We start from the raw sequence: 21,728 nt of genomic DNA, 5'->3' as shown, positions 1-21,728 counted from the left end.
CCGGGCTACCATAGCGGTCTTACTCTTTGATTTCGCCCCATGTCCACGCGTTCCGACTCCCCCAATCTGGCTCCTCCGCTCTCTTCAGTCCTTCTTGCCAGCGCGGAAGTGGTGGAGGATGTGCTCGACGGCCGTTCGCTCACCGAGGCGCTGGCCGACGTGGACGCCGCGCTGCGTCCGGCGACGCAGGCCGTGTCGTTTCATGCGATGCGCTACCTGGGTTGGGCCGATGCGGTCGGGCGCGAGATGGTGCAGCGCTATCCCAGCGTGCTGTTCGAGTCCCTGCTGCTGGTGTCGCTGACGCTGCTCAAGGAAGAGGGCGATGCGGCCGTGGCCTTGCCCGGCATGCCGGTCTACGCCCCGCACACGGTCGTCGACCAGGCGGTGACCGCGGCCGCCGGCTCGCGCGCCCTGGCGTCGTACAAGGGCATGCTCAACGCCTGCCTGCGCCGCTTCCTGCGCGAACGCGCCGCGCTTGAAGCCGCGGTGGCCGACAGCCCCGAGGCGCAATTCAATCATCCCGGCTGGTGGGTCAAGCAGCTGACCGTGGCCTATCCCAAGCAATGGCGTGACATCCTGGCCGCCTCCAACCTGCCGGCCCCGCTGACGCTGCGGGTGAACCGCCGGCGCGCCACCCGCGAACAGGTGCTGGCGGCGTTTGCCGATGCGGGCCTGGCGGCCGAGCCGGTGGGTCAGTCGGGCGTGGTGCTCGCCACGCCCAAACCGGTGACGCAGTTGCCCGGCTTTGCCGAGGGCTGGTGGTCGGTGCAGGACGCGGGCGCGCAGCTCGCCGCGGAATTGCTGGCGCCCGCGAACGGCATGCGGGTGCTGGACGCGTGCTCGGCGCCGGGCGGCAAGACGGCGCATCTGCTGGAGCTGGCCGATATCGACCTGCTTGCCCTGGACGCCGATGCCGACCGGCTTGCCCGCGTGGAACAGAACCTGGCGCGGCTGGGATTGGGCGGCGGTCACGTCCGGCTCAAGGCGGCCGATGCGGCCGACCTGGATGCCTGGTGGGACGGCAAGCCCTTTGACGCGGTGCTGGCCGACGTGCCCTGCACGGCGTCGGGCATCGTGCGGCGTCACCCCGACATCCGCTGGCTGCGCCGCGAGAACGACCTGCGCCGCACGGCCAGCCTGCAGACCCGGATCCTGGACGCGCTCTGGTCCACCGTGGCGCCGGGCGGCCGCCTGCTCTATGTGACATGCTCGGTCTTTCCGATCGAAGGCACGCGCCAGGCCCTGGAGTTTCTGCAGCGCCACCCCGACGCAACCCGCCTGGAGGCACCGGGCCAATTGCTGCCAGTTGCGGTCGATGCAACACCCGCGGCGCAACACGACGGGTTTTTCTACGCCTTGTTTGCCAAGCAGTCCTGAATCCCGAAGAATAGGGGCATGACGTAGTCCCGGTGCCGTATGTCCATTATTTCGCGCGTATTTCTTGGGTTGTTGCTGGTATCTGCCGTGCTTTTGACCGCGCCGGGCGGCTTGGCGCATGCGTCCGAACCCCGCGTCACCCGGGTGGATCCGGTGGTGCGGGACGGCAACCTGGAAATCGACGCGGATATCGAATTCGAGCTGAATCAGCAGTTGCGCGACGCCGCCCAGCGCGGCGTCGCCTTGTATTTCACGGCCGACCTCACCATCACCCGCGAGCGCTGGTACTGGTTCGACAAGTCGCTGGTGGACACGTCCCGCACCTGGCGGGTGGTCTATAACGCGCTGACCCGGCAATGGCGGGCGGGCGTGGGCGAGCTGTCCTTTCCGGTGGCCTCGCTGGACGACGCGATGAGCGCCATCCGGCACATCCGCAATTGGCGGGTGGCAGAGGCGAGCGAGTTTGATGCGGGGTCGGAATACAACGGGCAATTGCGCCTGAGGCTGGATACGTCGCTGTTGCCGCGGCCGTTCCAGGTCAATGCCCTGAACAGCAGTTCGTGGGCGCAGGCGACGCCGTGGATGGACTTCTCGTTCATGTTGGGCGACAAGGAGAAAGATCCCTCATGAGGCTTTTGCTTCGGCTGGCGCTGATGGTAGGCGCCGTGAGCGGTCTGGCGCTGCTGGGCCTTCTGGCCTGGTCCACCGGAAACGCCTCGCGCTTTGCGCGCTACTACGACACGCTGCTGGTCCTGAACGGCATTTTCGCGCTGGCGCTCTTTGTCTGGGTGGTTGCGCTGACGGTGCGGCTGGCCCGGCAGATCCGGCGCCGGCAGTTCGGCGCGCGGCTTACCGCCCGATTTTCCCTGGCGTTCGCCCTAATTGGCGTGGTGCCCGGCGCGCTCATCTACACCGTGTCGGTGCAGTTCATGTCGCGCTCGATCGAATCCTGGTTCAACGTGCGCGTGGATACGGCGCTGGAAGCCGGCCTGAACCTGGGCCGCGCCGCGCTGGATTCGCTGCTGGCGGACCTGGACGCGCGGGCGCGCTCGATGGCGGTCGAACTGAACCGCAGCACCGACAGCGGCGTGACGCTGGCGCTGACCCGGCTGCGCGAGGCCAACGGCGTGCAGGAAGCCATGGTGTTCACGGGCAGCGGCCGCATGGTGGCGTTTTCGACCAGCCAGTACGGGCAACTGCTGCCTGCAATGCCGCCGTCCACGGTGATGAACCAGTTGCGGCTGGCGCGCGGTTACTCGGCGGCCGAAGCCGACGATCCCGTAACGCCGGGCGCCGAGGGCGGCCTGCATCTGCGCGTGGTGATCCCGCTGAACGGCCCGGACCGCTACGACAACCTGCTGGGGCCAGCGTCCGAACCCCGCTGGCTGCAGCTGCTGCAGCCGGTGCCCGAGCAGATCGCGCACAACGCCAACCTCGTGCAGCAGGGCTTTCGCGATTACCAGGAGCTGGCGCTGTCGCGGCTGGGCCTGCGCAAGCTCTACGGCATCACGCTGACGCTGGCCCTGCTGCTGGCGGCGTTCGGCGCCATCGCGGTGGCGCTGTCCCTGTCCAAGCGGCTGGTGCGCCCGCTGCTGAGCCTGGCAGGCGGCACGCAGGCGGTGGGCGTGGGCGACTACCGGCCCTTGCCCGAACCCCCGGAACGCGACGAAGTCGGCCAGCTTACGCGCTCGTTCAACGCCATGACGCGACAGCTCGACGAGGCGCGCCGCATGGTCGAAAGCAACCGCCAGCAGCTCGAGCGCTCCAACGTCTACCTGGAAAGCGTGCTGTCGAACCTGTCCTCCGGCGTGCTGGTGTTCGATGAATCCTTCCGCGTCACCACGGTCAACCAGGGCGCCCAGACCATCCTGGGCGCCGACTTGCGTTCGGTGATCGGCCGCCCGCTGGAGACGGCGGACGGCATGCTGGAGTTTGCGAACATCGTGCGTCAGGCGTTTTCCACGCATGCGGCGGTCGGTTCCGAACGCCAGCACTGGCAGCAGCAGTTCGAAATCGCGCCCGCCGCGGTCGAAGGCGAGACCGCATCGCAGCCGCTGACGCTGCTGGCGCGGGGCACGCACCTGCGCGTGGACGGGCGCGGCAACGGCTATCTGGTGGTGTTCGACGACATCACCGAAGTGATCTCGGCCAACCGGACGGTGGCGTGGGGCGAGGTGGCGCGCCGTCTGGCCCACGAAATCAAGAATCCGCTGACCCCCATCCAGCTCTCGGCCGAGCGCCTTGCCATGAAGCTGGAAGGCAAGCTGCCGCCCGCCGAGGCCCAGATCGTGGCGCGCTCGACCAACACGATCGTGAACCAGGTGGCGTCGCTCAAGCAGATGGTGGACGACTTCCGCGAATACGCCCGCACGCCGCCAGCCGTCATGCAACGCATCAACTTCAACGCGCTGGTGGCGGACGTGTTGTCGCTCTACGGCTGGGAGCCCGAGGGCGGGTCCTCGCGCCTGACGGAGAAGGCCCTGAATCTGGACGTGAGCCTGGCGGCAGGCCTGCCCGACATCGAAGGCGATCCGACCCAGCTTCGGCAGGTGATCCACAACCTGCTGTCGAATGCCCGCGACGCGATCGCGGAACTGGGCGGGCAGGGCCGCGTCAGCGTGACGACGCAGCTCATGCGCAGCGAACAGCCCGATCGCGTGGCGCATCAGGCGCTGCGTTTCACGGTGGCCGACACCGGTCCGGGCTTCCCGCCGCAGGTCATGCAGCGCGCGTTCGAGCCCTACGTAACCACAAAGTCCCACGGGACTGGGTTAGGATTGGCAATCGTCCGCAAGATCGTGGAAGAGCATGGCGGACGTATCGACCTTGCCAACCGCAAGGAAGGAGGGGCGCGGATTTCCATCCTGTTGACCCGGCTCGCGCCCGGGTCCGATACTATGGACGCCACCGCGCAAGAAAAGGATAATGCGGCTACGCAATAGGTGGATGCTTTATGGCCAGAATTCTGGTGGTTGACGACGAAGTCGGTATACGCGAGCTTTTGTCGGAAATCCTTTACGACGAGGGACACACGGTCGAGCTGGCCGAAAACGCGGCGCAAGCGCGCGCTGCCCGTCTTCGCATGCGTCCCGATCTGGTGTTGCTGGACATCTGGATGCCGGACACCGACGGTGTCAGCCTGCTCAAGGAGTGGGGCTCGCAAGGCTTGCTGGATATGCCTGTCATCATGATGAGCGGCCACGCCACCATCGACACGGCAGTCGAAGCCACGCGCATCGGCGCCATGGATTTCCTGGAAAAACCCATCACGCTGCAGCGTCTGCTCAAGACCGTTGCCGCGGGTCTGGCGCGGGGTCGCGTGCCGCATCCGGCGCCTGCCGCCGCCAATCCGGCCGTTGCCAGCCCGGTGGTCGCGCTGGAAGACGAACTCGACCCGCCGGCCGCGCTGGCTGCGGTGTCCGTCAACGATGCGCCGGCCAGCTCCAACGGCCAGCTTGGCAGCATCTCGCTGGACCAGCCGCTGCGCGAGGCGCGCGACGAATTCGAGCGCATCTACTTCGAATATCACCTGGTCAGGGAAAGCCACAGCATGACGCGCGTGTCCGAACGCACCGGGCTGGAACGCACCCACCTCTACCGCAAGCTCAAGCAATTGGGCATCGAGTCCGCGCGCAAGCGCAGCACATGAAGATCCTCATCATGGGCGCTGGTCGCGTAGGCACCAGCGTGGCGGAAAACCTGGTGTCCGAGCAAAACGACATCACGGTCATCGATTCCGCCCCCGCCCAGCTGCAATACCTGCAAGAACACTTTGACCTGCGTGTCGTCCTGGGAGACGGCTCGCAGGTGTCGGTGCTTGAAAACGCAGGCGCCGCCGATACCGATCTTTTCATCGCCTGTGCGGCGTCCGACGCCGCCAACATGGTCGCGTGCAAGATTGCGCGCCAGCTCTTCAACATTCCCCGCCGCATCGCCCGCATCCGTTCGGCCGAGTTTCCCGAACATCCCGAACTCATGAGCGAAGAAGGCTTCTGCATCGACGCGCTCATCAGCCCCGAACGCAGCGTCACCACTTACCTGCACAGCCTGATCGAATTTCCCGAGGCCTTGCAGGTCGTGGAATTTGCGGAAGGGCGCGTCAGCGTCGTGACGGTCCGGGTGGGGCATGGCAGCCCGATGGCGCATTCGTCCGTCGACAAGCTGCGCGACGTCTGGCCGGACGTGAAGGCGCGCGTGATCGACGTGCTGCGCGGCGGGCGTCCCCTGCGCGCGGGCAGCGGCACGGTCATCGCGCCGGGCGACGAAGTCGTGCTGGTCGTGGATTCCGACCATGCCCGCCGCGCGGTACGCAAGCTGCGAGACGCCGAGCGGGCCGTGCGCCGCGTGATGATCGCGGGCGGCGGCAATATCGGCCTGCGGCTCGCGCGCCAGCTCGCCGAAGAAAAGTACAGCGTGCGCATCATCGAGCACGACCTCAAACGCTGCGAGTACCTGGCGACCCAGCTGCCGGATAGCGTGCTGGTCCTGCACGGCAGCGGCACCGACGAGGCGCTGCTCGAGCGCGAAAACATCGAGGACATGGACACCTGGCTGGCGCTGACCAGCGACGACGAGGACAACATCATGTCATCGCTGCTGGCCAAGCGGTTGGGCGCACGCAAGGTGATCGCGCTGATCAACCGGCAGGCGTACGGCGAACTGATGCAGGGCAGCCATATCGACATCGCGGTGTCGCCGTCGCAAGCCACCATGAGCGAACTGCTGCGCCATGTGCGCCGCGGCGACGTGGTCGCCGTGCACCGGCTGCGCCAGGGCGTGGCGGAGGCCCTGGAGGCCATTGCCCACGGCGACCGCTCCACGTCCAAGGTGGTGGGCCGCGCGGTGGGCAAGATCAGCCTGCCCAAGGGCGCCAGCATCGGCGCGCTGGTGCGCGGCGAAGAAATCATCCTGCCCGACGCCGATACCGTCATCGAAACCGACGATCACGTCATCGTCTTCGTACCCTCGCGCCAGCAGATGCCGCGCGTGGAAAAGCTGTTCCAGGTCTCGGCGTCCTTCTTCTGATGCGCTGCCCCTCTCACTCCTTGCGTGGGCCGCGCGCGGCCGGATAAGCCTTCATGAAGCGCGTTCTGGCCACCCTGTACATCCTGGGCCTCACCATGGTGATGTTCGCCCTCACCATGCTGATCCCGCTGTTCATCGCCTATGTGGGGGCGGACGGGGCGCGCGACGCGTTCCGGGACGGGTTTCTCATTTCGGTGGGCATTGGCGGCGGCCTGGCCGCGCTGACCCGGCGCAACCGCAGTGAATTGCGGGCGCGCGACGGCTTCGTGCTGGTGTCTGCGGTGTGGGCGGGCCTGCCCTTGCTGGCGGCCATTCCGCTCTTGCTGTATTTCCATGGCGCGGGGCTGCCCTTGTCCTTCACCGGGGCCTATTTCGAGGCGATGTCCGGGCTGACCACGACGGGCGCCACGGTCCTGACCAACCTGGACACCTTGCCGCCGTCGATCAACCTGTGGCGCGCCACGCTGATCTGGATCGGCGGCATGGGCATCCTGGTGCTGGCCGTCGCCATTCTTCCCCTGCTGGGCGTGGGCGGCCACCAGGTGGTCCGGGCGGAAACCCCGGGTCCGATGAAGGACGAGCGGCTGACGCCGCGCATCGCCAGCACGGCCAAGGCGCTGTACGCGGTGTACTTCGTGTTTTCGATTCTCTGTTTCCTGGCGTACCGGCTGGCCGGCCTGTCCTGGTTCGAGGCCTGGTGCCACATGGCCACCACCATGGGGCTGGGGGGCTTTTCCACCTGGGACGACGGCTTCGCGCACTTTGACTCCGTGGCGGTCGAAATGGTGGCGATGGTGTTCATGCTGATCGCCGGGATCAACTTCGCGACGCACTTCAACGCCTTCCGCCAGCGCAGCCCGCGCGCCTATTGGCGCTGCCCGGAGGCCATCCCGTACCTGGTCGTGGTGCTGGGAGTGGGGGTGATCATCTCGGTGTACCTGTTCATCAAGGACGTCTACACGGATCCCCTGGAGGCGCTGCGCTACGGGATGTTCAACACCATCTCCATGGCCACCACCACGGGCTATGCCAACACGGACTTCGCGCAGTGGCCGCTGTTTGCGCCGCTGACGATGCTGCTGCTGTCGGGTTTTGCGACCTCGGCCGGGTCGACAGGGGGCGGGATCAAGATGATCCGCGCCATCCTGCTGATCAAGCAGGCCCGCAACGAGCTGGTGACGATGCTGCACCCGCATGCCGTCAGTCCCGTCCGGATCAACGGCAGGGCGGTGGAGACCCGGACCATGTCGTCCGTGCTGGCCTTCATGCTGTTCTACGGCCTGTCGATCGCCGTGTTCACCAGCCTGCTGCTGCTCTCGGGCCTGGACCCCATCACGGCGTTCTCGGCGGTGTTTGCCAGCGTGAACAACACGGGGCCGGGGCTGGGGCCCGTGGGTCCGATGGGCTCGTTCGCCGTGCTGTCGGACTTCCAGATCTGGGTCTGCACCTTTGCCATGCTGATCGGCCGCCTGGAGCTCTTGACCGTGCTGGTCCTGTTCACACCGATCTTCTGGCGCAAATAGCCGCCGTCCGGCGTCAATTTGATAAGGGATAACCCTAATCAGGGTTATCCCATCCCCCCTCAGAATCCCCGTCAATACAGGCTTTCGGCGCCTGGCGCGCTGGCGACCCGCGCCAATCCTATGCTGTGAGCGCTTGCTTACTTTTCTTCAGAGGGCAAAACCGGATGATTCGCGATGTTGCACACAAATGTCACGATTTTCAATCGTTTTGCCACAAAGCTGCGGCTATCATGCGTTCACAAGCCGCCGTCTAGCGCCCCCCGGGAAGTTGCCGGGCTTCAAGGTCGAACGGCGCATACCCTCATCAAACATTCAAAGGAGTCCGAGATGGAACAAATCCCGTTCATTTCGTCGGCCCCCAACACCCTGGGCATCGAACTCGAGCTGCAACTGATCGACCCCCGCAGTTTTGACCTTGCTGCAGCCTCTGACGAACTGTTGGCCCAGATGGCCAACCATCCTATTGCCGACCGCGTCAAACCCGAAATTACGCGGTCCATGATCGAACTGAACTCCTCGGTGCACGAGCACCCCATGGGCCTTTTGGCCGAAATGCGCGAGATGCGCGACGCTCTGGTTGAAGCGGCCGACGCGGTGGGCGTGTCGGTGGCGGGCGGCGGCGCCCATCCCTTCATGCGCTGGCAGGAACGCTCCATCTCGGATACCCCGCGCTTCCAGTACCTGGCCGAAATGTACGGTTACCTGGCGCGTCAATTTACGGTTTTCGGCCAGCACATCCATCTGGGCGTGAAGAGCGGCGACGATTCCATCAAGCTTTTGCGCCGCCTGTCGCCCTACGTGCCGCATTTCATCGCGCTGTCGGCTTCGTCCCCCTACTGCGAGGGGGTGGATACCCTGTTCTCGTGCTCGCGCCTGAACGCGGTCAACAGCTTCCCGCTGGCCGGGCATATGCCCGCCGAGGTCAAGGACTGGTACCAGTTCGAGGCCCATCTGTCGCAACTGCGCGCCTTCGGCCTGGCCGAAAGCATCAAGGACCTGTACTGGGATATCCGTCCCAAGCCCGAATACGGCACGGTCGAGATCCGCGTTTGCGACACGCCGCTGACCGTGGAACGCGCCTGCCAGGTGGCGGCGTTTGCCCAGGTGCTGGCGGTGCTGCTGATGCGCGAGGAAGATCCCAGCGACAACGCGTGGCTGTCCTACCGCAGCAACCATTTCCAGGCCTGCCGTTTTGGCCTGCAGGGCAGCTACGTGACGCCGGAAGGGCAACGTGTGCGCCTGATCGACCATCTGCGTGCGCTGTTCCAGCGTCTGATGCCGGTGGCCGAGGAACTGGGCACCGGCGACATGATCGCCGCCCTGCGCGACGATGCCATGCGTGCCGGCAACGATGCCCGCTGGCTGCGTAGCCAGTATCACCGCCTGCGCGACCTGCCGCTGATGGTGGAGGCCATGTCCAATGCCTGGCGCGGCACGGCGGCCCCCGTCGCGCCGCCCGCGGAGCCCACTGCGGTGCTGCGCCGCCGGATCCGGGCGACGTCCGAGCCCATGCAGAGCCTGGCCGCGTCCGAGCCCGGCGTCATCGTGCCCGAACGGCTGCACTAGGAAGCCAGCGGCGGGGCCCCCGTGTCAGGGGGCGCCGCGGTGCCGGCCGCCGATCGCGCTGACGGACAGGCGGGTTTCTCCCGCCACGGTCCGATGCGCGGCGGCGCGCCACGCGTGGCCGTACGCCACCTCGATGCTCAGCACGATAAGACCATCGGCATTGCGCTGCGCTTCCAGCGCGGCGCACAGGCGGTCGCGCCAGTCTCGTCCCACCAGCCCGCCGCGGCGGCCTTCGGCCGGGTTTCCGCCCAGGGCGCGCACGTCCTGCAGCAGCTTTTCCGGGCTGCGATAGGTCAGGGTCAGGATTTCCTGGTCCATGACCGGATCCGCGAAGCCGTTCTCCACCAGCAGGTCGCCGAAGTCGTGCATGTCCACGAAGGACGGCGTGGCGGTGCGCAGGCCCGCGTCGGCCACCGCCTGACGCAGTTCGCGCAGGGTGGCCGGGCCCAGACAGGAAAACATCGCCAGGCCGCCCACTTTCAGGATGCGGCGCCACTCGGCCAGCACGGCGTGCGGTTCGCGGTGCCAGTGCATAGCCATGTTCGACCACACCAGTTCCAGCGATTCGGGCGGCAGGCCCGTGTTTGCCAGATCCGCATTGACGAACGCGGGGGCGGCGGGGCCGCGGCGCGCCAGCTTGCCGATCCAGGCCGACAGGCCGCCCGGCGCGTGGCGCTTGCGCGCTTGGCCGAGCAGCGGCTCACAGTTGTCCAGGCCGGTATAGGCGGCATCCGGGTAGCGCTCGCGCAGCAACGGCAGGTTGTCGCCGGCGCCGCAGCCGGCGTCCAGCAAGGCTTGCGGCTGCACGCGGATGTACTGCAGCCGGCCGAGCATGCGGCGCGCCACCTCGCCATAGAGGAATTGGGCGTCAGCCAGGTCGCCGCGGCGCGCGAACTGGCGCGGCACGTCGGCGCTGACGAGGGGCAGGGAGGGGGGCGTTGCGGTATCTGGCAGGGACATTTCGGTCGCGCCCGCGGGATCGCCCGGGGCGGAGCATGGTTTGATCTGGGATGGCACACATTATTGCGCATCCCGGCCGCAGGCTCCGATTGCCCCTACTGGACATGGGGCGACGGCTGCTGTCGCGCATGGGCGGCGATTGCCCGTTATGCGGCGCCCGGGTCACGGGGGCGCGGCTGTGCGCCGGCTGCCAGGCCGACATCCTGGCGGGGCCGCCGGGCGCGTCTGCCAGATGCTCGCAGTGCGCGCTTCGCCTCAAAGGCGGCGGGCAGCAGTGCGCGGCCTGCCTGGCGGCGCCGCGCCCATTCAGCCAAACCATCGCGGCCTTTGACTACGCGCCGCCCGGCGACACGCTGATCCTGATGCTCAAGACGCAACTGCGGCTCAGCATGGCGCCGGTGCTGGCGCGGTTGATGGCGCAGGCGCTGCAGGCGGCGGACGGGGCAGCCAGTCCGGGCGCGGGCGCCTGGCCTGCCGATCTGCTCCTGGTCCCCATCCCGGCCAGCCGCGCGTCGCTGCGCCAGCGCGGCATGAACCCGGCGGCCGAGATCGCGCGCAGCCTGGCGGCCGAACTGTCGCTGCCCGCGCCTCGCCTTGTCCTGGCGCGGCGGCGCGAGACGGCCCGGCAGGCCACGCTGGACCGGCGCGCCAGGCAGCGCGGGGCCGCGGGTCTTTTCACCTGCTCCGGCACCGTTCTTGGCCGGCATGTGGCGGTGGTGGACGACGTGATGACCACCGGCAGCACCGCTGGGGCCGCGGCGCAGGCCCTGATGGCGGCGGGCGCGGCCAGCGTCACGGTGCTGGTCGCCGCGCGCACGCCATGACGCCGGATTGCCGGCGTACGTCGGGGCCAAAGCGGCATGCAAAGCGACAGTCAACGCATCGGCCGGCGTCCAGGCCCGGCCGCCGGGATGGCCCGCCGCGCGCCGGCCCATCCTGGCAAATCGGCGACAATCACGCCTGCGGCCGCTTCCGGCCGCACGCCTTTTCATCTTCCCTGCGCCATGTTCCACGTCATTCTTGTCTGCCCGGAGATCCCGCCCAACACGGGCAACGCCATTCGCCTGTGCGCCAATACCGGCGCGCAGCTGCATCTGGTGCGGCCGTTGGGGTTTGAACTGGATGACGCCCGCATGCGGCGGGCCGGGTTGGACTATCACGAGTGGCAACCCGTGCGCGTGCATGACACGCTGCGCGAGGCGCTGGAAGATACCGGCGCGGCCGCGTCCAGCATCTATGCGCTGACCACGCACGCGCAGCGCAGCGTGGCCGACGTCAGTTTCAAGCCGGGGGATGTGTTCGTGTTTGGCCGCGAAAGCGCCGGCTTGTCCGACGAACACCAGGCGATGTTTCCGCCCCAGCAGCGGCTGCGGCTGCCGATGCGCGCCGGCCAGCGCAGCCTGAACCTGTCGAATGCCGTGGCGGTCACGGTGTTCGAAGCCTGGCGCCAGCAGGGCTACGAAGGCGGCGCATAGCGCCGCCTTCGGCCGGGAAGCTCAGTCCAGCGACAGCTTGAGCTTGTCGATCACCTGGTCCCAACGCGCCTTTTCATTCTTGATGCGGGCGGTCAGGGCTTCCGGGGTGGACGGGGCGGGCGTGAAGTATTGCAGCGCAAGCTGCTTGCGCACGGCGTCGCTATTGATGATGCGCGCCAGTTCGCTATTGAGCCGTTCGACGATCGGCGTGGGCGTGCCGGCCGGCGCCAGGATCGCATTCCACGAGATGGCCTCGAAATCCGGATAGCCTTGCGAGGCCATGGTCGGCACGCCGGGCAGGGCGTCGCTGGGCTGCAGGCTGGTCACGGCCAGCAGCTTGACCTTGCCGTCGCGCGCCTGCGGCACGGCGATCGCCGGCACCATGAAGCCCGCCTGCACGTCGCCGCCGATGATGGCGGTGATGACCTGGGGAAAGCCGGAATACGGAATGTGCGCCAGGTCCACGCCCGCGCTTTCCTTGAACATCTCCATGGCCAGGTGGGCCGAGCTGCCCGGGCCGACCGACCCGTAGTTCAGCGAATTGCCGCGGCCTTTGACCAGCTTGACGAAGTCCTGGACGTTGTCGACCTTCAGGCTGCCCGGCACCACCAGCACGTTGGGGCTGGTGCCCACCAGCGACACCGGCTCCAGATCGGTCAGGGGGTCGTAGCCCAGCGTCTTCTTGTACAGGGTGGGGGCGGTGACCAGCGGGCCGTTGATCGTGTAGAGCAGCGTGTAGCCGTCGGGCTTGGCCTGCGCCACCATGCGCGTGCCGATGTTGCCGCCCGCGCCCGGCTTGTTGTCGATGACGATGGGCTGACCCAGGGCCTGGGAAAGCGGCTCGGAAATCGTGCGCGCCAGGATGTCGGGAGACGAGCCCGGCGGGAAGGGCACCACCATGTGGATCGGGCGCTCAGGCCAGTCGGCATGGGCGGCAAAGGGCACGATGGCGGCCAGGCTCAGGCAAAGGCCACGCAGCAGCGGGCCGACCCGGAACATGCGGGTTTGCGTCATGAAGGATGTCTCCTCGGGGTGGGTGTCGTGTGTTGTTGTCGGAGCGGAATGGACAGAGGCGCGGTCTAGGCGGCGCCGAAGGCCTCGCCGGAGCCGGACCCTTCGTAACGGGCGTCCCGCGCCAGCAGGGCCGAGACGGCCGTCATGGGCGCCACGCCTTCGAACAGCACGGCGCACACGGCTTCGGTAATGGGCAATTCGACATTGATGGCGCGGGCGCGTTCCAGCGCGGCGCGGGCGCAGCGCACGCCCTCGGCGGTGATGCCGCTGGCCAGGATGTCGGCCAGCTTGCGGCCGGCACCGATCTCCAGGCCCACGCGCCGGTTGCGCGATAGCTCGCCCGTGGCGGTCAGCACCAGATCGCCCAGGCCGGTCAGCCCGGCGAAGGTTTCGGCCTGCGCGCCCAGCGCGACGCCAAAACGGGTCATTTCGGCCAGACCGCGGGTAATCAGGGCCGCGCGGGCATTGGTGCCCAGCGCAAGGCCGTCGCAGATGCCGCAGGCAACCGCGATCACGTTCTTTAGCGCGCCGCCCACCTCGACGCCGACCAGGTCGGTGCTGGCGTAGACCCGCAGCGCCGCGCCATGGAACGCCGCGGTCGTGACCTCGCGCAGCGCGGGGCTGCTGCTGGCGACCGTCAGTGCGACGGGCAGGCCTTGCGCGACTTCGCGGGCGAACGAGGGGCCTGACAAGGCGCCGCCCGTTGCGCCGGGCAGGGCCTCGCGCATGATTTCGTGGGGCAGCCTGGCCGTGTCGGCTTCAAAGCCCTTGCACGTCCAGACGATGGGGGTGTCCTGCAGGCCCAGGGCGGGCAGCCGCTGCGACAGCGCCTCGCAGATGGACATCAGACCCGCGACGGGCACGCCCAGCACGATCAGGGGGCGCGCGGCGTCGTCCTGCAAGGTGCGCAGCGTGGCGTCCAGATCGGCGGAAAACTGCAGCGTCTTGGGCAGGGAAATGCCCGCCAGATAGCGGGCATTTTCGTGGGTGGCGGCCATGGCGGCCGCTTGCGCGGCTTCGCGCGCCCAGAGCTGGGTGGGGTGGCGGCGGCTGGCGGCCGCCGCCAGCGCGGTGCCCCAACTGCCCGCACCCAGGACGGCGACGCGCAGGCGCGGCTCGGCGGGTTGGTTCATGGGGCGCCGCGGGGTGCTTACTGGCGGGTCGCGCCGGGGGGCAGGATGATGCCCGAGTCGCCACCGCTACCATTGGCGGCGCCAGCCTGCTGCTGTTGCAGTTCGGCGATGCGCTGTTCGTACAGGGCCTGGAAGTTGACTTCGGTCAGGTGCAGCGGGGGCATCGAGGTGCGGGTGATCGCGTCGGCGATGTTGGCGCGCAGGTACGGGTAGAGCATCGTGGGGCAGACAATGCCCAGCAGCGGATCAAGCTGTTCTTCGGGGATGTTGGCCGCTTCGAAGATGCCGGCTTGCGTGCCTTCGACCAGGTACACGACCTTGTCGTTGATGCGGGTGGTGACGGTGACGGTGACCGTGGTTTCGAACACGGTTTCGGCCAGGCGCTGACCGCCCACGGTGATGCTCACCTCGACCTGGGGCGCTTCCTGCTCCAGGAACACGTGAGGCGCGTTAGGCATTTCCAGCGAGAGGTCTTTCAGGTAGACGCGCTGCAGATTGAACGAGGGCGCGTCGTTGCCGCCTTCTTGCTGGGAGTTTTGGTCTTGATCAGCCATGAGTGTTTCCGTTGGTGGGAGAGGCAAAAAGGGGCGATTAGCCGTTCAGCAAGGGGGTGAGTCCACCCGAGCGGTCCAGGGCCATCAGGTCGTCGCAACCGCCGACATGGGTATCGCCGATGAAGATCTGCGGGACGGTGCGCCGGCCGGTGCGTTCGATCATGACATCGCGCTGGGACGGTTCCCGGTCGATCTGGATGATTTCCAGGTCGGTCACGCCGCGCTGCTCGAGCAGCGACTTGGCGCGGGCGCAATAAGGGCAATAGTCCTTGCTGTACATGACGACTTTGTTCATAGGGCGCTCCTGTGGGTACAAGAATAGGTAGATGGGGGCGAGTCCGCCCGCTTCAACCCTTCTGGGTGACCGGCAGGCTGGCGGCGGACCAGGCGCGCATGCCGCCTTCCAGCGGCACGACGTCGGTAAAGCCCTGAGCGCGCAGCTTGGCGGCGGCGCGGGCCGAATCGCGGCCATTGTCGCAAACCACCACGAGCGGCTTGTTCTTGGGCAGCGAGCTGGCCTTCTGCTCGATGTCGGCTGCCGGCACGTTTCGTGCCTGGGCGATGTGGCCGGCCTGGAATTGCTCGGCAGGGCGCACGTCGACCCACACGGCATTGCGCTGGTTGACCATCTGGATGGCTTCAGTCGTGCTGATGGCAGATCCGGTACGGCCCTTGCGCAGGGCCGGAATGATCAGCATCACGCCGGACACCACGGCGACGGCGACAATGAAAATGTTGTTTTTATCGAGCAAGAATTGCAAAAGGTCCACGAAGGCTTCCTGTAGTACGTCGGCTGGCGCTACGCCGGCTTGCATGTCGGCAAGTCCGCCGGCCAGCCGGGTAGGGGCGAACCCTGATGCATCGCGTCCAGGACATGGACGCGGTGCGCCGGGGCAGAATCACGGGCAAAATCACTCAATTATAAAATGAGCCCATTCCTTAACCATCCTCCAACTTTAACCCGCGCTGCGGGCGCCCCAAACCATGCACAAACTCGTACTGATGCGCCACGGTGAAAGCCAGTGGAATCTTGAAAACCGTTTCACCGGCTGGACCGACGTCGACCTGACCGACACGGGCCGCGAACAGGCCCGCAAGGCGGGCGAACTGCTCAAGAAGGAAGGCTTCGCCTTCGACCTGGCCTACACCTCCGTGCTCAAGCGCGCCATCCGCACCCTGTGGATCGCGCTGGACGCCATGGACGCTATGTACACCCCGGTCGGCGTGAACTGGCGCCTGAACGAGCGCCATTACGGCGCCCTGCAAGGCCTGAACAAGTCCGAAACGGCCGCCAAGTACGGCGACGAGCAGGTGCTGATCTGGCGCCGCGCTTACGCCATCGCCCCGGAACCGTTGTCCCTGGACGACGAACGCCACCCGCGTTTCGACAGCCGCTACGCCAAGATTCCGGCCGACCAGCTGCCCGCCACCGAGTGCCTGAAGGACACCGTGGCCCGCGTGCTGCCGTTCTGGAATGAATCGATCGCGCCGGCCATCCGTTCCGGCCGCCAGGTGCTGATCGCCGCCCACGGCAACAGCCTGCGCGCCCTGATCAAGCATCTGGACAACGTGTCGGACGACGACATCGTCAACCTGAACATTCCGACCGGCCAGCCGCTCGTCTATGAACTGGATGATGACCTGCGCCCGATCCGCCACTATTATCTGGGCGATGCCGCCGAGATCGAGGCGGCCATGGCTGCGGTTGCAGCCCAGGGCAAGGCCAAGAAGGACTGATATCTCTATGCGTCGCACGGCGGGGTTGTTGTTGGCGGTCATGTTGGCCAGTGGGACGCTGCCTGCGCGCGCCGCGCCCAGCGACCTTGCCGGGCGTCAGTCCGATGCCGAGAAACAGCAGGCCGCCTTGCGCGACCGCATCGAGAGCCTGCAAAAGGAAATCGACGACCGCGAGGCCGCCCGCAAAGAGGCGGCCGACGCGCTCAAGCAGTCGGAATCGTCCATTTCCCGGATCAACCTGCGCCTGAAGGAACTGGCCGAGGCCAACCGCAAGGCGACGGCCGATCTTGCGTCGCTGGAAAAGCAGATCGCCGCGCAGGAGGCCGTGCTGGCCAAGCGCCGCGTCGAACTGGCCGACCAGCTGCGCACCCAATACACCAGCGGCCTGTCGCCCTGGACGGCGCTGCTCTCCGGCGACGATCCCCAGGTGCTGGGCCGCAATCTGGGCTATCTGGACTACGTGTCCCGCGCCCGGGCCGACGCTGTCAAGGCCTTGCGGGCCGACATCGACCGCCTGGCGGCGTTGCAAGCCCGCGCGGATGAACGCCGCGCCGAAATCGAAAAAGGGGTCGCCGAGACCTCCGAACAGAAAACCGCGCTGGTCGCGCAGCAAAAAGAGCGCGCCAGCCTGCTGGCTCAGCTGGAAGGGCAGATCGCCGCCCAGCGCGCCGAGGCCAACAAGCTCGGACGTGACGACCAGCGCCTGTCGCGGCTCATCACCGATCTGGACGCGGCGATTGCCAAGCAGATCGAGGAAGCGCGCAAGGCGGAAGAGGCGCGCAAGCGCGCCGAGGAAGTCCGCCGGGCCGAGGAGGCGCGGCGTGCGGCCGAGGAAGCCCGCCGCGTGGCCGAAGAAACCAAGAAGCGCGCCGAGGCCGAACGCCGCGCGCAGGACGCCCGCCGCAAGGCCGAGGCCGACCGCAAGGTCGCCGAGGACGGCGCCCGCCGCGACACCGAAGCCCGCGAGGCCGCCCAGGCGCGCGAACAGGTCGAGGCGGCCGCCCGCCAGAATCGGGGGCCGGTGGCCGTGGCCGACCCGGATGCCGCCGGATTGCGTCCCGCCGAGCAGCGCCAGACCCGCATTGGCGGCCCTGCCGATACGCCGGCGCAAACAAAGCCTGCCGAACCGCCCAAAAAGACGGAACCGATTGACGAGCCCGCCACTCCAACGCGCAGTGCATCGGCTCAGCAGACCGCAAAGGCGCCGCCCGTGGGCGGCGGCAGTGGTCTGCGGCACGGGCTGACCATGCCGGTGCGCGGCCAGGTGCAGGGCAGGTTCGGGGTGGATCGCCCGGACGGGGGCGTATGGCGGGGCGTGGTGCTGCGCGCGCCAGAAGGGACGCCCGTCAAGGTGGTGGCCCCCGGTACTGTGGTTTACGCCGATTGGCTGCGCGGCTTTGGCAACCTGATCATTGTGGATCATGGCCAGCAGTACCTGACCGTCTATGCTTACAACCAGAGCCTGCTCAAACGGGTGGGCGATCCGGTGGCTGGCGGCGATACTATTGCAACCGTCGGCGCAACCGGCGGCCAAGTGGAATCCGGCCTATACTTTGAAATTCGCCATCGTGGCGCTCCAGTGGACCCGGCCCAATGGCTGGCGCAGTAGATGTAGGTCGGCCGGTCGTGCACCGGTTTGCTGGGATGCGATCGGCGCAGATGCTGTCGGTAAATGAATGTCTGAATGTCGTTGGAAAAATACCGTTGGTAAATTACCAAACCCATCGGCGAAAACAAAATTCGGGAAGTGTGCATGGGCACTCGTAAGTTTCGCGGTTTCGGTCTGATTGCCATCGGTGCGGTGGCTGGCGTGTTGCTCAGTGTTGGCGTGACTGCGGTCGCCCAGCGCGGCAGCCCCCTGCCTCTGGACGAGCTCAGGCAACTGAGCAATGTGTTTGCCGCCATCAAGAACAACTACGTCGAGGCCGTCGACGACAAGACCCTGATCGACAATGCCATCTCCGGCATGGTGTCGAACCTGGATCCCCACTCCGCCTATCTGGATGCCGACGCGTTCCGCGAGATGCAGACCGCGACGCAAGGCGAGTTCGGCGGCCTGGGCATCGAGGTCGGCGCCGAAGACGGCTTCGTGAAGGTCATCTCGCCCATCGAAGACACGCCCGCCGCCCGCGCGGGCGTCATGGCTGGCGACCTCATCATCAAGATCGACGACACGCCCACCAAGGGCATGACCCTGAACGACGCGGTCAAGCTCATGCGCGGCGCGCCCAAGTCGCCCATCACCCTGACGATCATGCGCGCCGACCGGCCGCAGCCGATCGTCGTGAAGATCGTGCGCGACATCATCAAGGTGCGCAGCGTGCGCAGCAAGATGCTGGACAACGGCATCGCCTACGTGCGCGTCGCCCAGTTCCAGGAAAAGACCGGCGCCGATCTCGCCCGCCAGCTCAAGGAGCTGGGCGCGAAGGAACCGCCCAAGGGCCTCGTGCTGGACCTGCGCAATGACCCGGGTGGCCTGTTGACCAGCGCCATCGGCGTGTCCGGCGCGTTCCTGCCGCCCGATGCGCTCATCGTGTCCACGGACGGCCGCACCCCGGACGCCCGCCACAAGTACCTGGCCACGCCTTCGGAATATGCTCGCGGCGAAAGCAACTACCTGTCCGGCCTGCCGGCCTGGACCAAGACGGTCCCGATGGTGGTGCTGGTGAACGTGGGCTCGGCCTCGGCGTCCGAAATCGTGGCCGGCGCGCTGCAGGACCACAAGCGCGCCAAGGTGCTGGGCAACCGCACGTTCGGCAAGGGCTCGGTGCAGGTGATCCTGCCGCTGTCCGAATCCACCGCGGTCAAGCTCACCACGTCGCGCTACTTCACGCCCAGCGGCCGCTCCATCCAGGCGACCGGCATCGAACCGGACTACGTCGTTGCCGACACGGCCGACGGCGACCTGTTCCGCCTGCCGCGCGAAGCCGACCTGCAACGCCACCTGTCGAACCAGCAGACCACCAACGAGATCAAGTCCAGCGCCGACCAGGACAACGTGGAACTGCCGGCCAAGGTGTTTGAATTCGGCGGCAAGGACGACTTCCAGCTTCAGCAGGCGCTGAACCTGCTGGCCGGCAAGCCGGTGCAGAAGGGCTCGGCCCGCGCCCAGGCCAAGGCTGACGCCAAGGCCGGCGGCGGGACGCCCCAGCGCATGAAGATCACGCCGACCGGAGTCGAGCCCAGCAAGGACAAATGAACGACGAGCAACTGCTGCGCTACGCCCGCCACATCCTGCTGGACGAACTCGGGATCGAAGGGCAGGAAAAACTGCTGGCGGCGCGTGTGCTCATCGTGGGGGCGGGCGGATTGGGTTCGCCCGCCGCGCTCTACCTGGCCACCGCTGGCGTGGGCGATATCACGCTGGCCGACGACGACGTCGTCGAACTGAGCAATCTGCAACGCCAGATCCTGCACACCACCGCCAGCGTCGGCCGTCCCAAGGCCGAGTCCGGCCGCGACATGCTGGGCGCCTTCAATCCGCAGACCCGCGTTCATGCCCGGGTCGAGCGCTTGAAGGACCAGGCCCTGTCCGACGCGGTCGCCCAGGCGGACCTGGTGCTGGACTGCACCGACAACTTCACCACCCGTCACGCCATCAATCGCGCCTGCGTGCAGCATCGCAAGCCGCTGGTTTCGGGCGCCGCGATCCGCTTTGACGGCCAGGTCAGCGTCTACGACCTGCGCGACGACAACGCACCGTGCTATCACTGCCTGTTTCCCGAAGCCGACGACGTCGAGGAAGCCAACTGCGCCACCATGGGCGTGTTCGCGCCGGTGGTTGGCATCATCGGCAGCATGCAGGCCGCCGAAGCCCTGAAGCTGCTGTCCGGGGTGGGCGAAAGCCTGTCCGGACGCCTGCTCTGGCTGGACGTGCGCACCATGCAATGGCGCAGCGTCAACGTGCAGCGCGACCCGGAATGCACGGTTTGCGGGCACCGCGGGCACGGGTAAAGCCCGCCCGTATTGCACCCAAGGACAATACTAAAGGTTTCAAATACCTGCTATAACGCCAGCCAGCCTACTGAATTCGGGTAGATGGTCATGGATATGACGGCGTGGATACAGGACTGAAGTTCAGCTTGCCCAAGTGGCGGCTGACGCGTTGGCTGACGCATTCCGGGCATGACACGCCTGCGGACATCCGCGCGGCGCTCATTGCCAGTCTGTTCGGCACGCTCCCCATTTTTGCCGGCGGGGTCATCAATACCCTGATGATCTCGGGCGTCGTCGCGTGGCGCCGGCCCGAACCGCTGTACGTCTCGTGGCTGATCCTGGAGATCGTGCTCGCGCTGGTGCGCGTCACGATTCTGCGCGCCGCCTTGCGGGCGGCCCCCAAGGGCGGCAACACCTATACCGATCTCTACATCCTGCTGGCGCTGCTCTGGGCGTTCAGCGTGGGCTATGGCGTGTTCGTCACCTTGCTGAATGGGGACTGGCTGGCGGCGACGCTGGCCGGCGTGTCGTGCGGCGCCATGGCGGGCGGGATCTGCTTTCGCAACTACGGCGCACCCCGGCTGGTGGGCGCCATGATCTTCCTGAGCCTGGGCCCCATGTGCCTGGGCGCCCTGTTCACGGGCGAATGGGTGATGGCGATCGTCTTCATCCAGATCCCGTTTTATCTCATCAGCATGGTCATCGCCTCGCACCGGCTCAACCGGATTCTGGTGTCCACCATGCTGGCTGAACGCGACAGCGACCGGCGCGCCAGCGAAGACGCGCTGACCGGCCTGGCCAACCGCGCCGGCCTGCTGGCGGCGCTGGAGCGTGTGTGTTCCAGCGCGCGCGGCCATGACAGCGCCGCCGCGCTGCTGTACATGGACATGGACGATTTCAAGCGGATCAATGACACCCACGGACACGCCGGGGGCGACCAGGTGCTCAAGATCATCGCGGAGCGCATGCGGGCCATGCTGCGGGTGGACGACGTTGCCGCAAGAATCGGCGGTGACGAATTCATCGTCCTGGTCACCGGCATCGACGCCACGGCCGCGCTGCGGCTGGGCGAGCATCTGCTGCGCGACGTCTCGCAGCCCATCACGCTGGCCGACGGCAATCGGGTCTGCGTGGGGCTGTCCATCGGCATCTCGATCATGTCGGGCCCCAACCGCACCCCGCAATGCGCGCTGGATTCCGCCGACGCGGCGCTGTACCGGGCCAAGGCGCAGGGCGGCCGCTGCTGCGTGGTCGACCAAGGCCAAGTCATCGCCGAAAGCGAAGGCCTGCAAAGCGCGTCGGTCGCCGCTTGAAGCGACGGCGCCCGCCCGCCGCGGCCGTGCGGGGCCGAATCTCGCCAAATCTGGACGCCGTTCACTGATTTCCGCGCTTCACCACCACGGCATATGGGCCGCATGACAGGCACTC

General features: G+C 67.1%; 20 protein-coding genes. 14 read left to right on the top strand and 6 right to left on the bottom strand.

Annotation, left to right across the window (positions count from 1 at the left end):
• Positions 1–39: 39 nt before the first annotated feature.
• From rsmB to H4P35_RS25260, 7 genes are all read left to right on the top strand, one after another.
• Entirely contained in the window at positions 40–1,377 is a 1,338-nt protein-coding gene (rsmB, locus tag H4P35_RS25290) for a 16S rRNA (cytosine(967)-C(5))-methyltransferase RsmB (RefSeq protein ID WP_226847454.1), read from the top strand.
• A 39-nt stretch (positions 1,378–1,416) separates the two neighbouring features.
• Positions 1,417–2,007 carry a DUF4390 domain-containing protein gene (locus H4P35_RS25285; protein WP_128829524.1) on the top strand — a complete coding sequence of 197 codons (591 nt, stop codon included), beginning with the start codon at positions 1,417–1,419 and terminating at the stop codon, positions 2,005–2,007.
• Positions 2,004–4,319 carry an ATP-binding protein gene (locus H4P35_RS25280; RefSeq protein ID WP_152382867.1) on the top strand — a complete coding sequence of 772 codons (2,316 nt, stop codon included), beginning with the start codon at positions 2,004–2,006 and terminating at the stop codon, positions 4,317–4,319. The genes H4P35_RS25285 and H4P35_RS25280 overlap by 4 nt, the downstream gene beginning before the upstream one ends.
• A gap of 11 nt (positions 4,320–4,330) precedes the next feature.
• Positions 4,331–5,026, top strand: a complete 696-nt coding sequence (locus H4P35_RS25275; protein ID WP_152382866.1) for a response regulator — start codon at positions 4,331–4,333, stop codon at positions 5,024–5,026.
• Positions 5,023–6,402 (top strand): Trk system potassium transporter TrkA, encoded by a 1,380-nt coding sequence (gene trkA / locus H4P35_RS25270; protein ID WP_056319722.1) that lies wholly within the window; start codon positions 5,023–5,025, stop codon positions 6,400–6,402. Before H4P35_RS25275 ends, trkA begins: the two co-directional genes overlap by 4 nt.
• Positions 6,403–6,455: 53 nt before the next feature.
• On the top strand, positions 6,456–7,925 hold the full coding sequence (locus tag H4P35_RS25265) for a TrkH family potassium uptake protein (RefSeq protein ID WP_152382865.1): 1,470 nt from the start codon (positions 6,456–6,458) through the stop codon (positions 7,923–7,925).
• 327 nt (positions 7,926–8,252) lie between these two features.
• Positions 8,253–9,491: a YbdK family carboxylate-amine ligase gene (locus H4P35_RS25260; RefSeq protein WP_142052460.1), complete on the top strand. Its 1,239-nt coding sequence runs from the start codon at positions 8,253–8,255 to the stop codon at positions 9,489–9,491.
• A gap of 24 nt (positions 9,492–9,515) precedes the next feature.
• On the opposite strand, the gene H4P35_RS25255 is transcribed toward H4P35_RS25260, so the two are convergent.
• The gene (locus tag H4P35_RS25255) at positions 9,516–10,451 is read right to left on the bottom strand and encodes a methyltransferase domain-containing protein (protein ID WP_175156578.1); all 936 of its coding nucleotides are present in this window, start codon (positions 10,449–10,451) and stop codon (positions 9,516–9,518) included.
• Between the two features lie 89 nt (positions 10,452–10,540).
• On the opposite strand from H4P35_RS25255, the gene H4P35_RS25250 reads away from it, so the two are divergent.
• Together H4P35_RS25250 and H4P35_RS25245 are read left to right on the top strand one after the other, a co-directional pair.
• A complete protein-coding gene (locus H4P35_RS25250; protein WP_226847451.1) occupies positions 10,541–11,275 on the top strand; it encodes a ComF family protein in 735 nt (244 codons plus the stop codon).
• Positions 11,276–11,455: 180 nt separating this feature from the next.
• Positions 11,456–11,926, top strand: coding sequence for a tRNA (cytidine(34)-2'-O)-methyltransferase (locus tag H4P35_RS25245; protein ID WP_056319784.1), 471 nt, complete (start codon positions 11,456–11,458; stop codon positions 11,924–11,926).
• A gap of 21 nt (positions 11,927–11,947) precedes the next feature.
• Here the strand turns inward: H4P35_RS25245 and H4P35_RS25240 are convergent, their stop codons facing one another.
• The 5 genes from H4P35_RS25240 to H4P35_RS25220 all read right to left on the bottom strand — a co-directional run bounded on the left by H4P35_RS25240 (position 11,948) and on the right by H4P35_RS25220 (position 15,397).
• Positions 11,948–12,940 carry a tripartite tricarboxylate transporter substrate binding protein gene (locus H4P35_RS25240; RefSeq protein WP_226847449.1) on the bottom strand — a complete coding sequence of 331 codons (993 nt, stop codon included), beginning with the start codon at positions 12,938–12,940 and terminating at the stop codon, positions 11,948–11,950.
• Between the two features lie 65 nt (positions 12,941–13,005).
• Entirely contained in the window at positions 13,006–14,073 is a 1,068-nt protein-coding gene (locus H4P35_RS25235) for an NAD(P)H-dependent glycerol-3-phosphate dehydrogenase (protein WP_180097274.1), read from the bottom strand.
• Between the two features lie 17 nt (positions 14,074–14,090).
• The gene (gene secB / locus H4P35_RS25230; RefSeq protein ID WP_056319734.1) at positions 14,091–14,627 is read right to left on the bottom strand and encodes a protein-export chaperone SecB; all 537 of its coding nucleotides are present in this window, start codon (positions 14,625–14,627) and stop codon (positions 14,091–14,093) included.
• 37 nt (positions 14,628–14,664) lie between these two features.
• Complete coding sequence (gene grxC / locus H4P35_RS25225; protein WP_056319736.1) at positions 14,665–14,922, bottom strand: glutaredoxin 3; 258 nt, start codon at positions 14,920–14,922, stop codon at positions 14,665–14,667.
• Between the two features lie 52 nt (positions 14,923–14,974).
• Complete coding sequence (locus H4P35_RS25220) at positions 14,975–15,397, bottom strand: rhodanese-like domain-containing protein (RefSeq protein ID WP_175236592.1); 423 nt, start codon at positions 15,395–15,397, stop codon at positions 14,975–14,977.
• 214 nt (positions 15,398–15,611) lie between these two features.
• Between H4P35_RS25220 and gpmA the strand changes: the two genes are divergently transcribed.
• The 5 genes from gpmA (at position 15,612) to H4P35_RS25195 (ending at position 21,613) form a co-directional block, all read left to right on the top strand.
• On the top strand, positions 15,612–16,364 hold the full coding sequence (gene gpmA, locus H4P35_RS25215; RefSeq protein WP_180097276.1) for a 2,3-diphosphoglycerate-dependent phosphoglycerate mutase: 753 nt from the start codon (positions 15,612–15,614) through the stop codon (positions 16,362–16,364).
• A 7-nt stretch (positions 16,365–16,371) separates the two neighbouring features.
• Entirely contained in the window at positions 16,372–17,973 is a 1,602-nt protein-coding gene (locus tag H4P35_RS25210; RefSeq protein ID WP_226847447.1) for a murein hydrolase activator EnvC, read from the top strand.
• Positions 17,974–18,117: 144 nt separating this feature from the next.
• Positions 18,118–19,563, top strand: coding sequence for a S41 family peptidase (locus H4P35_RS25205; protein WP_152382862.1), 1,446 nt, complete (start codon positions 18,118–18,120; stop codon positions 19,561–19,563).
• Entirely contained in the window at positions 19,560–20,318 is a 759-nt protein-coding gene (locus H4P35_RS25200; protein WP_128829518.1) for a molybdopterin-synthase adenylyltransferase MoeB, read from the top strand. Before H4P35_RS25205 ends, H4P35_RS25200 begins: the two co-directional genes overlap by 4 nt.
• A gap of 104 nt (positions 20,319–20,422) precedes the next feature.
• Positions 20,423–21,613, top strand: a complete 1,191-nt coding sequence (locus H4P35_RS25195) for a diguanylate cyclase (RefSeq protein WP_226847445.1) — start codon at positions 20,423–20,425, stop codon at positions 21,611–21,613.
• The last annotated feature ends 115 nt before the right edge of the window (positions 21,614–21,728 follow it).

Origin of the sequence: Achromobacter sp. 77 (genome assembly GCF_020541125.1) — a bacterium.
Classification (GTDB): domain Bacteria; phylum Pseudomonadota; class Gammaproteobacteria; order Burkholderiales; family Burkholderiaceae_B; genus Achromobacter; species Achromobacter mucicolens.
Note: the sequence above shows the minus strand (reverse complement) of the source record. Positions and strands in the feature narration are given on the sequence as shown.

Excerpts from the sequence above, each read along its gene's own strand:
- rsmB (WP_226847454.1), top strand. The coding sequence starts at position 40 with ATGTCCACGCGTTCCGACTCCCCCAATCTGGCTCCTCCGCTCTCTTCA.
- H4P35_RS25285 (WP_128829524.1), top strand. The coding sequence starts at position 1,417 with ATGTCCATTATTTCGCGCGTATTTCTTGGGTTGTTGCTGGTATCTGCC.
- H4P35_RS25280 (WP_152382867.1), top strand. The coding sequence starts at position 2,004 with ATGAGGCTTTTGCTTCGGCTGGCGCTGATGGTAGGCGCCGTGAGCGGT.
- H4P35_RS25275 (WP_152382866.1), top strand. The coding sequence starts at position 4,331 with ATGGCCAGAATTCTGGTGGTTGACGACGAAGTCGGTATACGCGAGCTT.
- trkA (WP_056319722.1), top strand. The coding sequence starts at position 5,023 with ATGAAGATCCTCATCATGGGCGCTGGTCGCGTAGGCACCAGCGTGGCG.
- H4P35_RS25265 (WP_152382865.1), top strand. The coding sequence starts at position 6,456 with ATGAAGCGCGTTCTGGCCACCCTGTACATCCTGGGCCTCACCATGGTG.
- H4P35_RS25260 (WP_142052460.1), top strand. The coding sequence starts at position 8,253 with ATGGAACAAATCCCGTTCATTTCGTCGGCCCCCAACACCCTGGGCATC.
- H4P35_RS25255 (WP_175156578.1), bottom strand. The coding sequence starts at position 10,451 with ATGTCCCTGCCAGATACCGCAACGCCCCCCTCCCTGCCCCTCGTCAGC.
- H4P35_RS25245 (WP_056319784.1), top strand. The coding sequence starts at position 11,456 with ATGTTCCACGTCATTCTTGTCTGCCCGGAGATCCCGCCCAACACGGGC.
- H4P35_RS25240 (WP_226847449.1), bottom strand. The coding sequence starts at position 12,940 with ATGACGCAAACCCGCATGTTCCGGGTCGGCCCGCTGCTGCGTGGCCTT.
- H4P35_RS25235 (WP_180097274.1), bottom strand. The coding sequence starts at position 14,073 with ATGAACCAACCCGCCGAGCCGCGCCTGCGCGTCGCCGTCCTGGGTGCG.
- secB (WP_056319734.1), bottom strand. The coding sequence starts at position 14,627 with ATGGCTGATCAAGACCAAAACTCCCAGCAAGAAGGCGGCAACGACGCG.
- grxC (WP_056319736.1), bottom strand. The coding sequence starts at position 14,922 with ATGAACAAAGTCGTCATGTACAGCAAGGACTATTGCCCTTATTGCGCC.
- gpmA (WP_180097276.1), top strand. The coding sequence starts at position 15,612 with ATGCACAAACTCGTACTGATGCGCCACGGTGAAAGCCAGTGGAATCTT.
- H4P35_RS25210 (WP_226847447.1), top strand. The coding sequence starts at position 16,372 with ATGCGTCGCACGGCGGGGTTGTTGTTGGCGGTCATGTTGGCCAGTGGG.
- H4P35_RS25205 (WP_152382862.1), top strand. The coding sequence starts at position 18,118 with ATGGGCACTCGTAAGTTTCGCGGTTTCGGTCTGATTGCCATCGGTGCG.
- H4P35_RS25200 (WP_128829518.1), top strand. The coding sequence starts at position 19,560 with ATGAACGACGAGCAACTGCTGCGCTACGCCCGCCACATCCTGCTGGAC.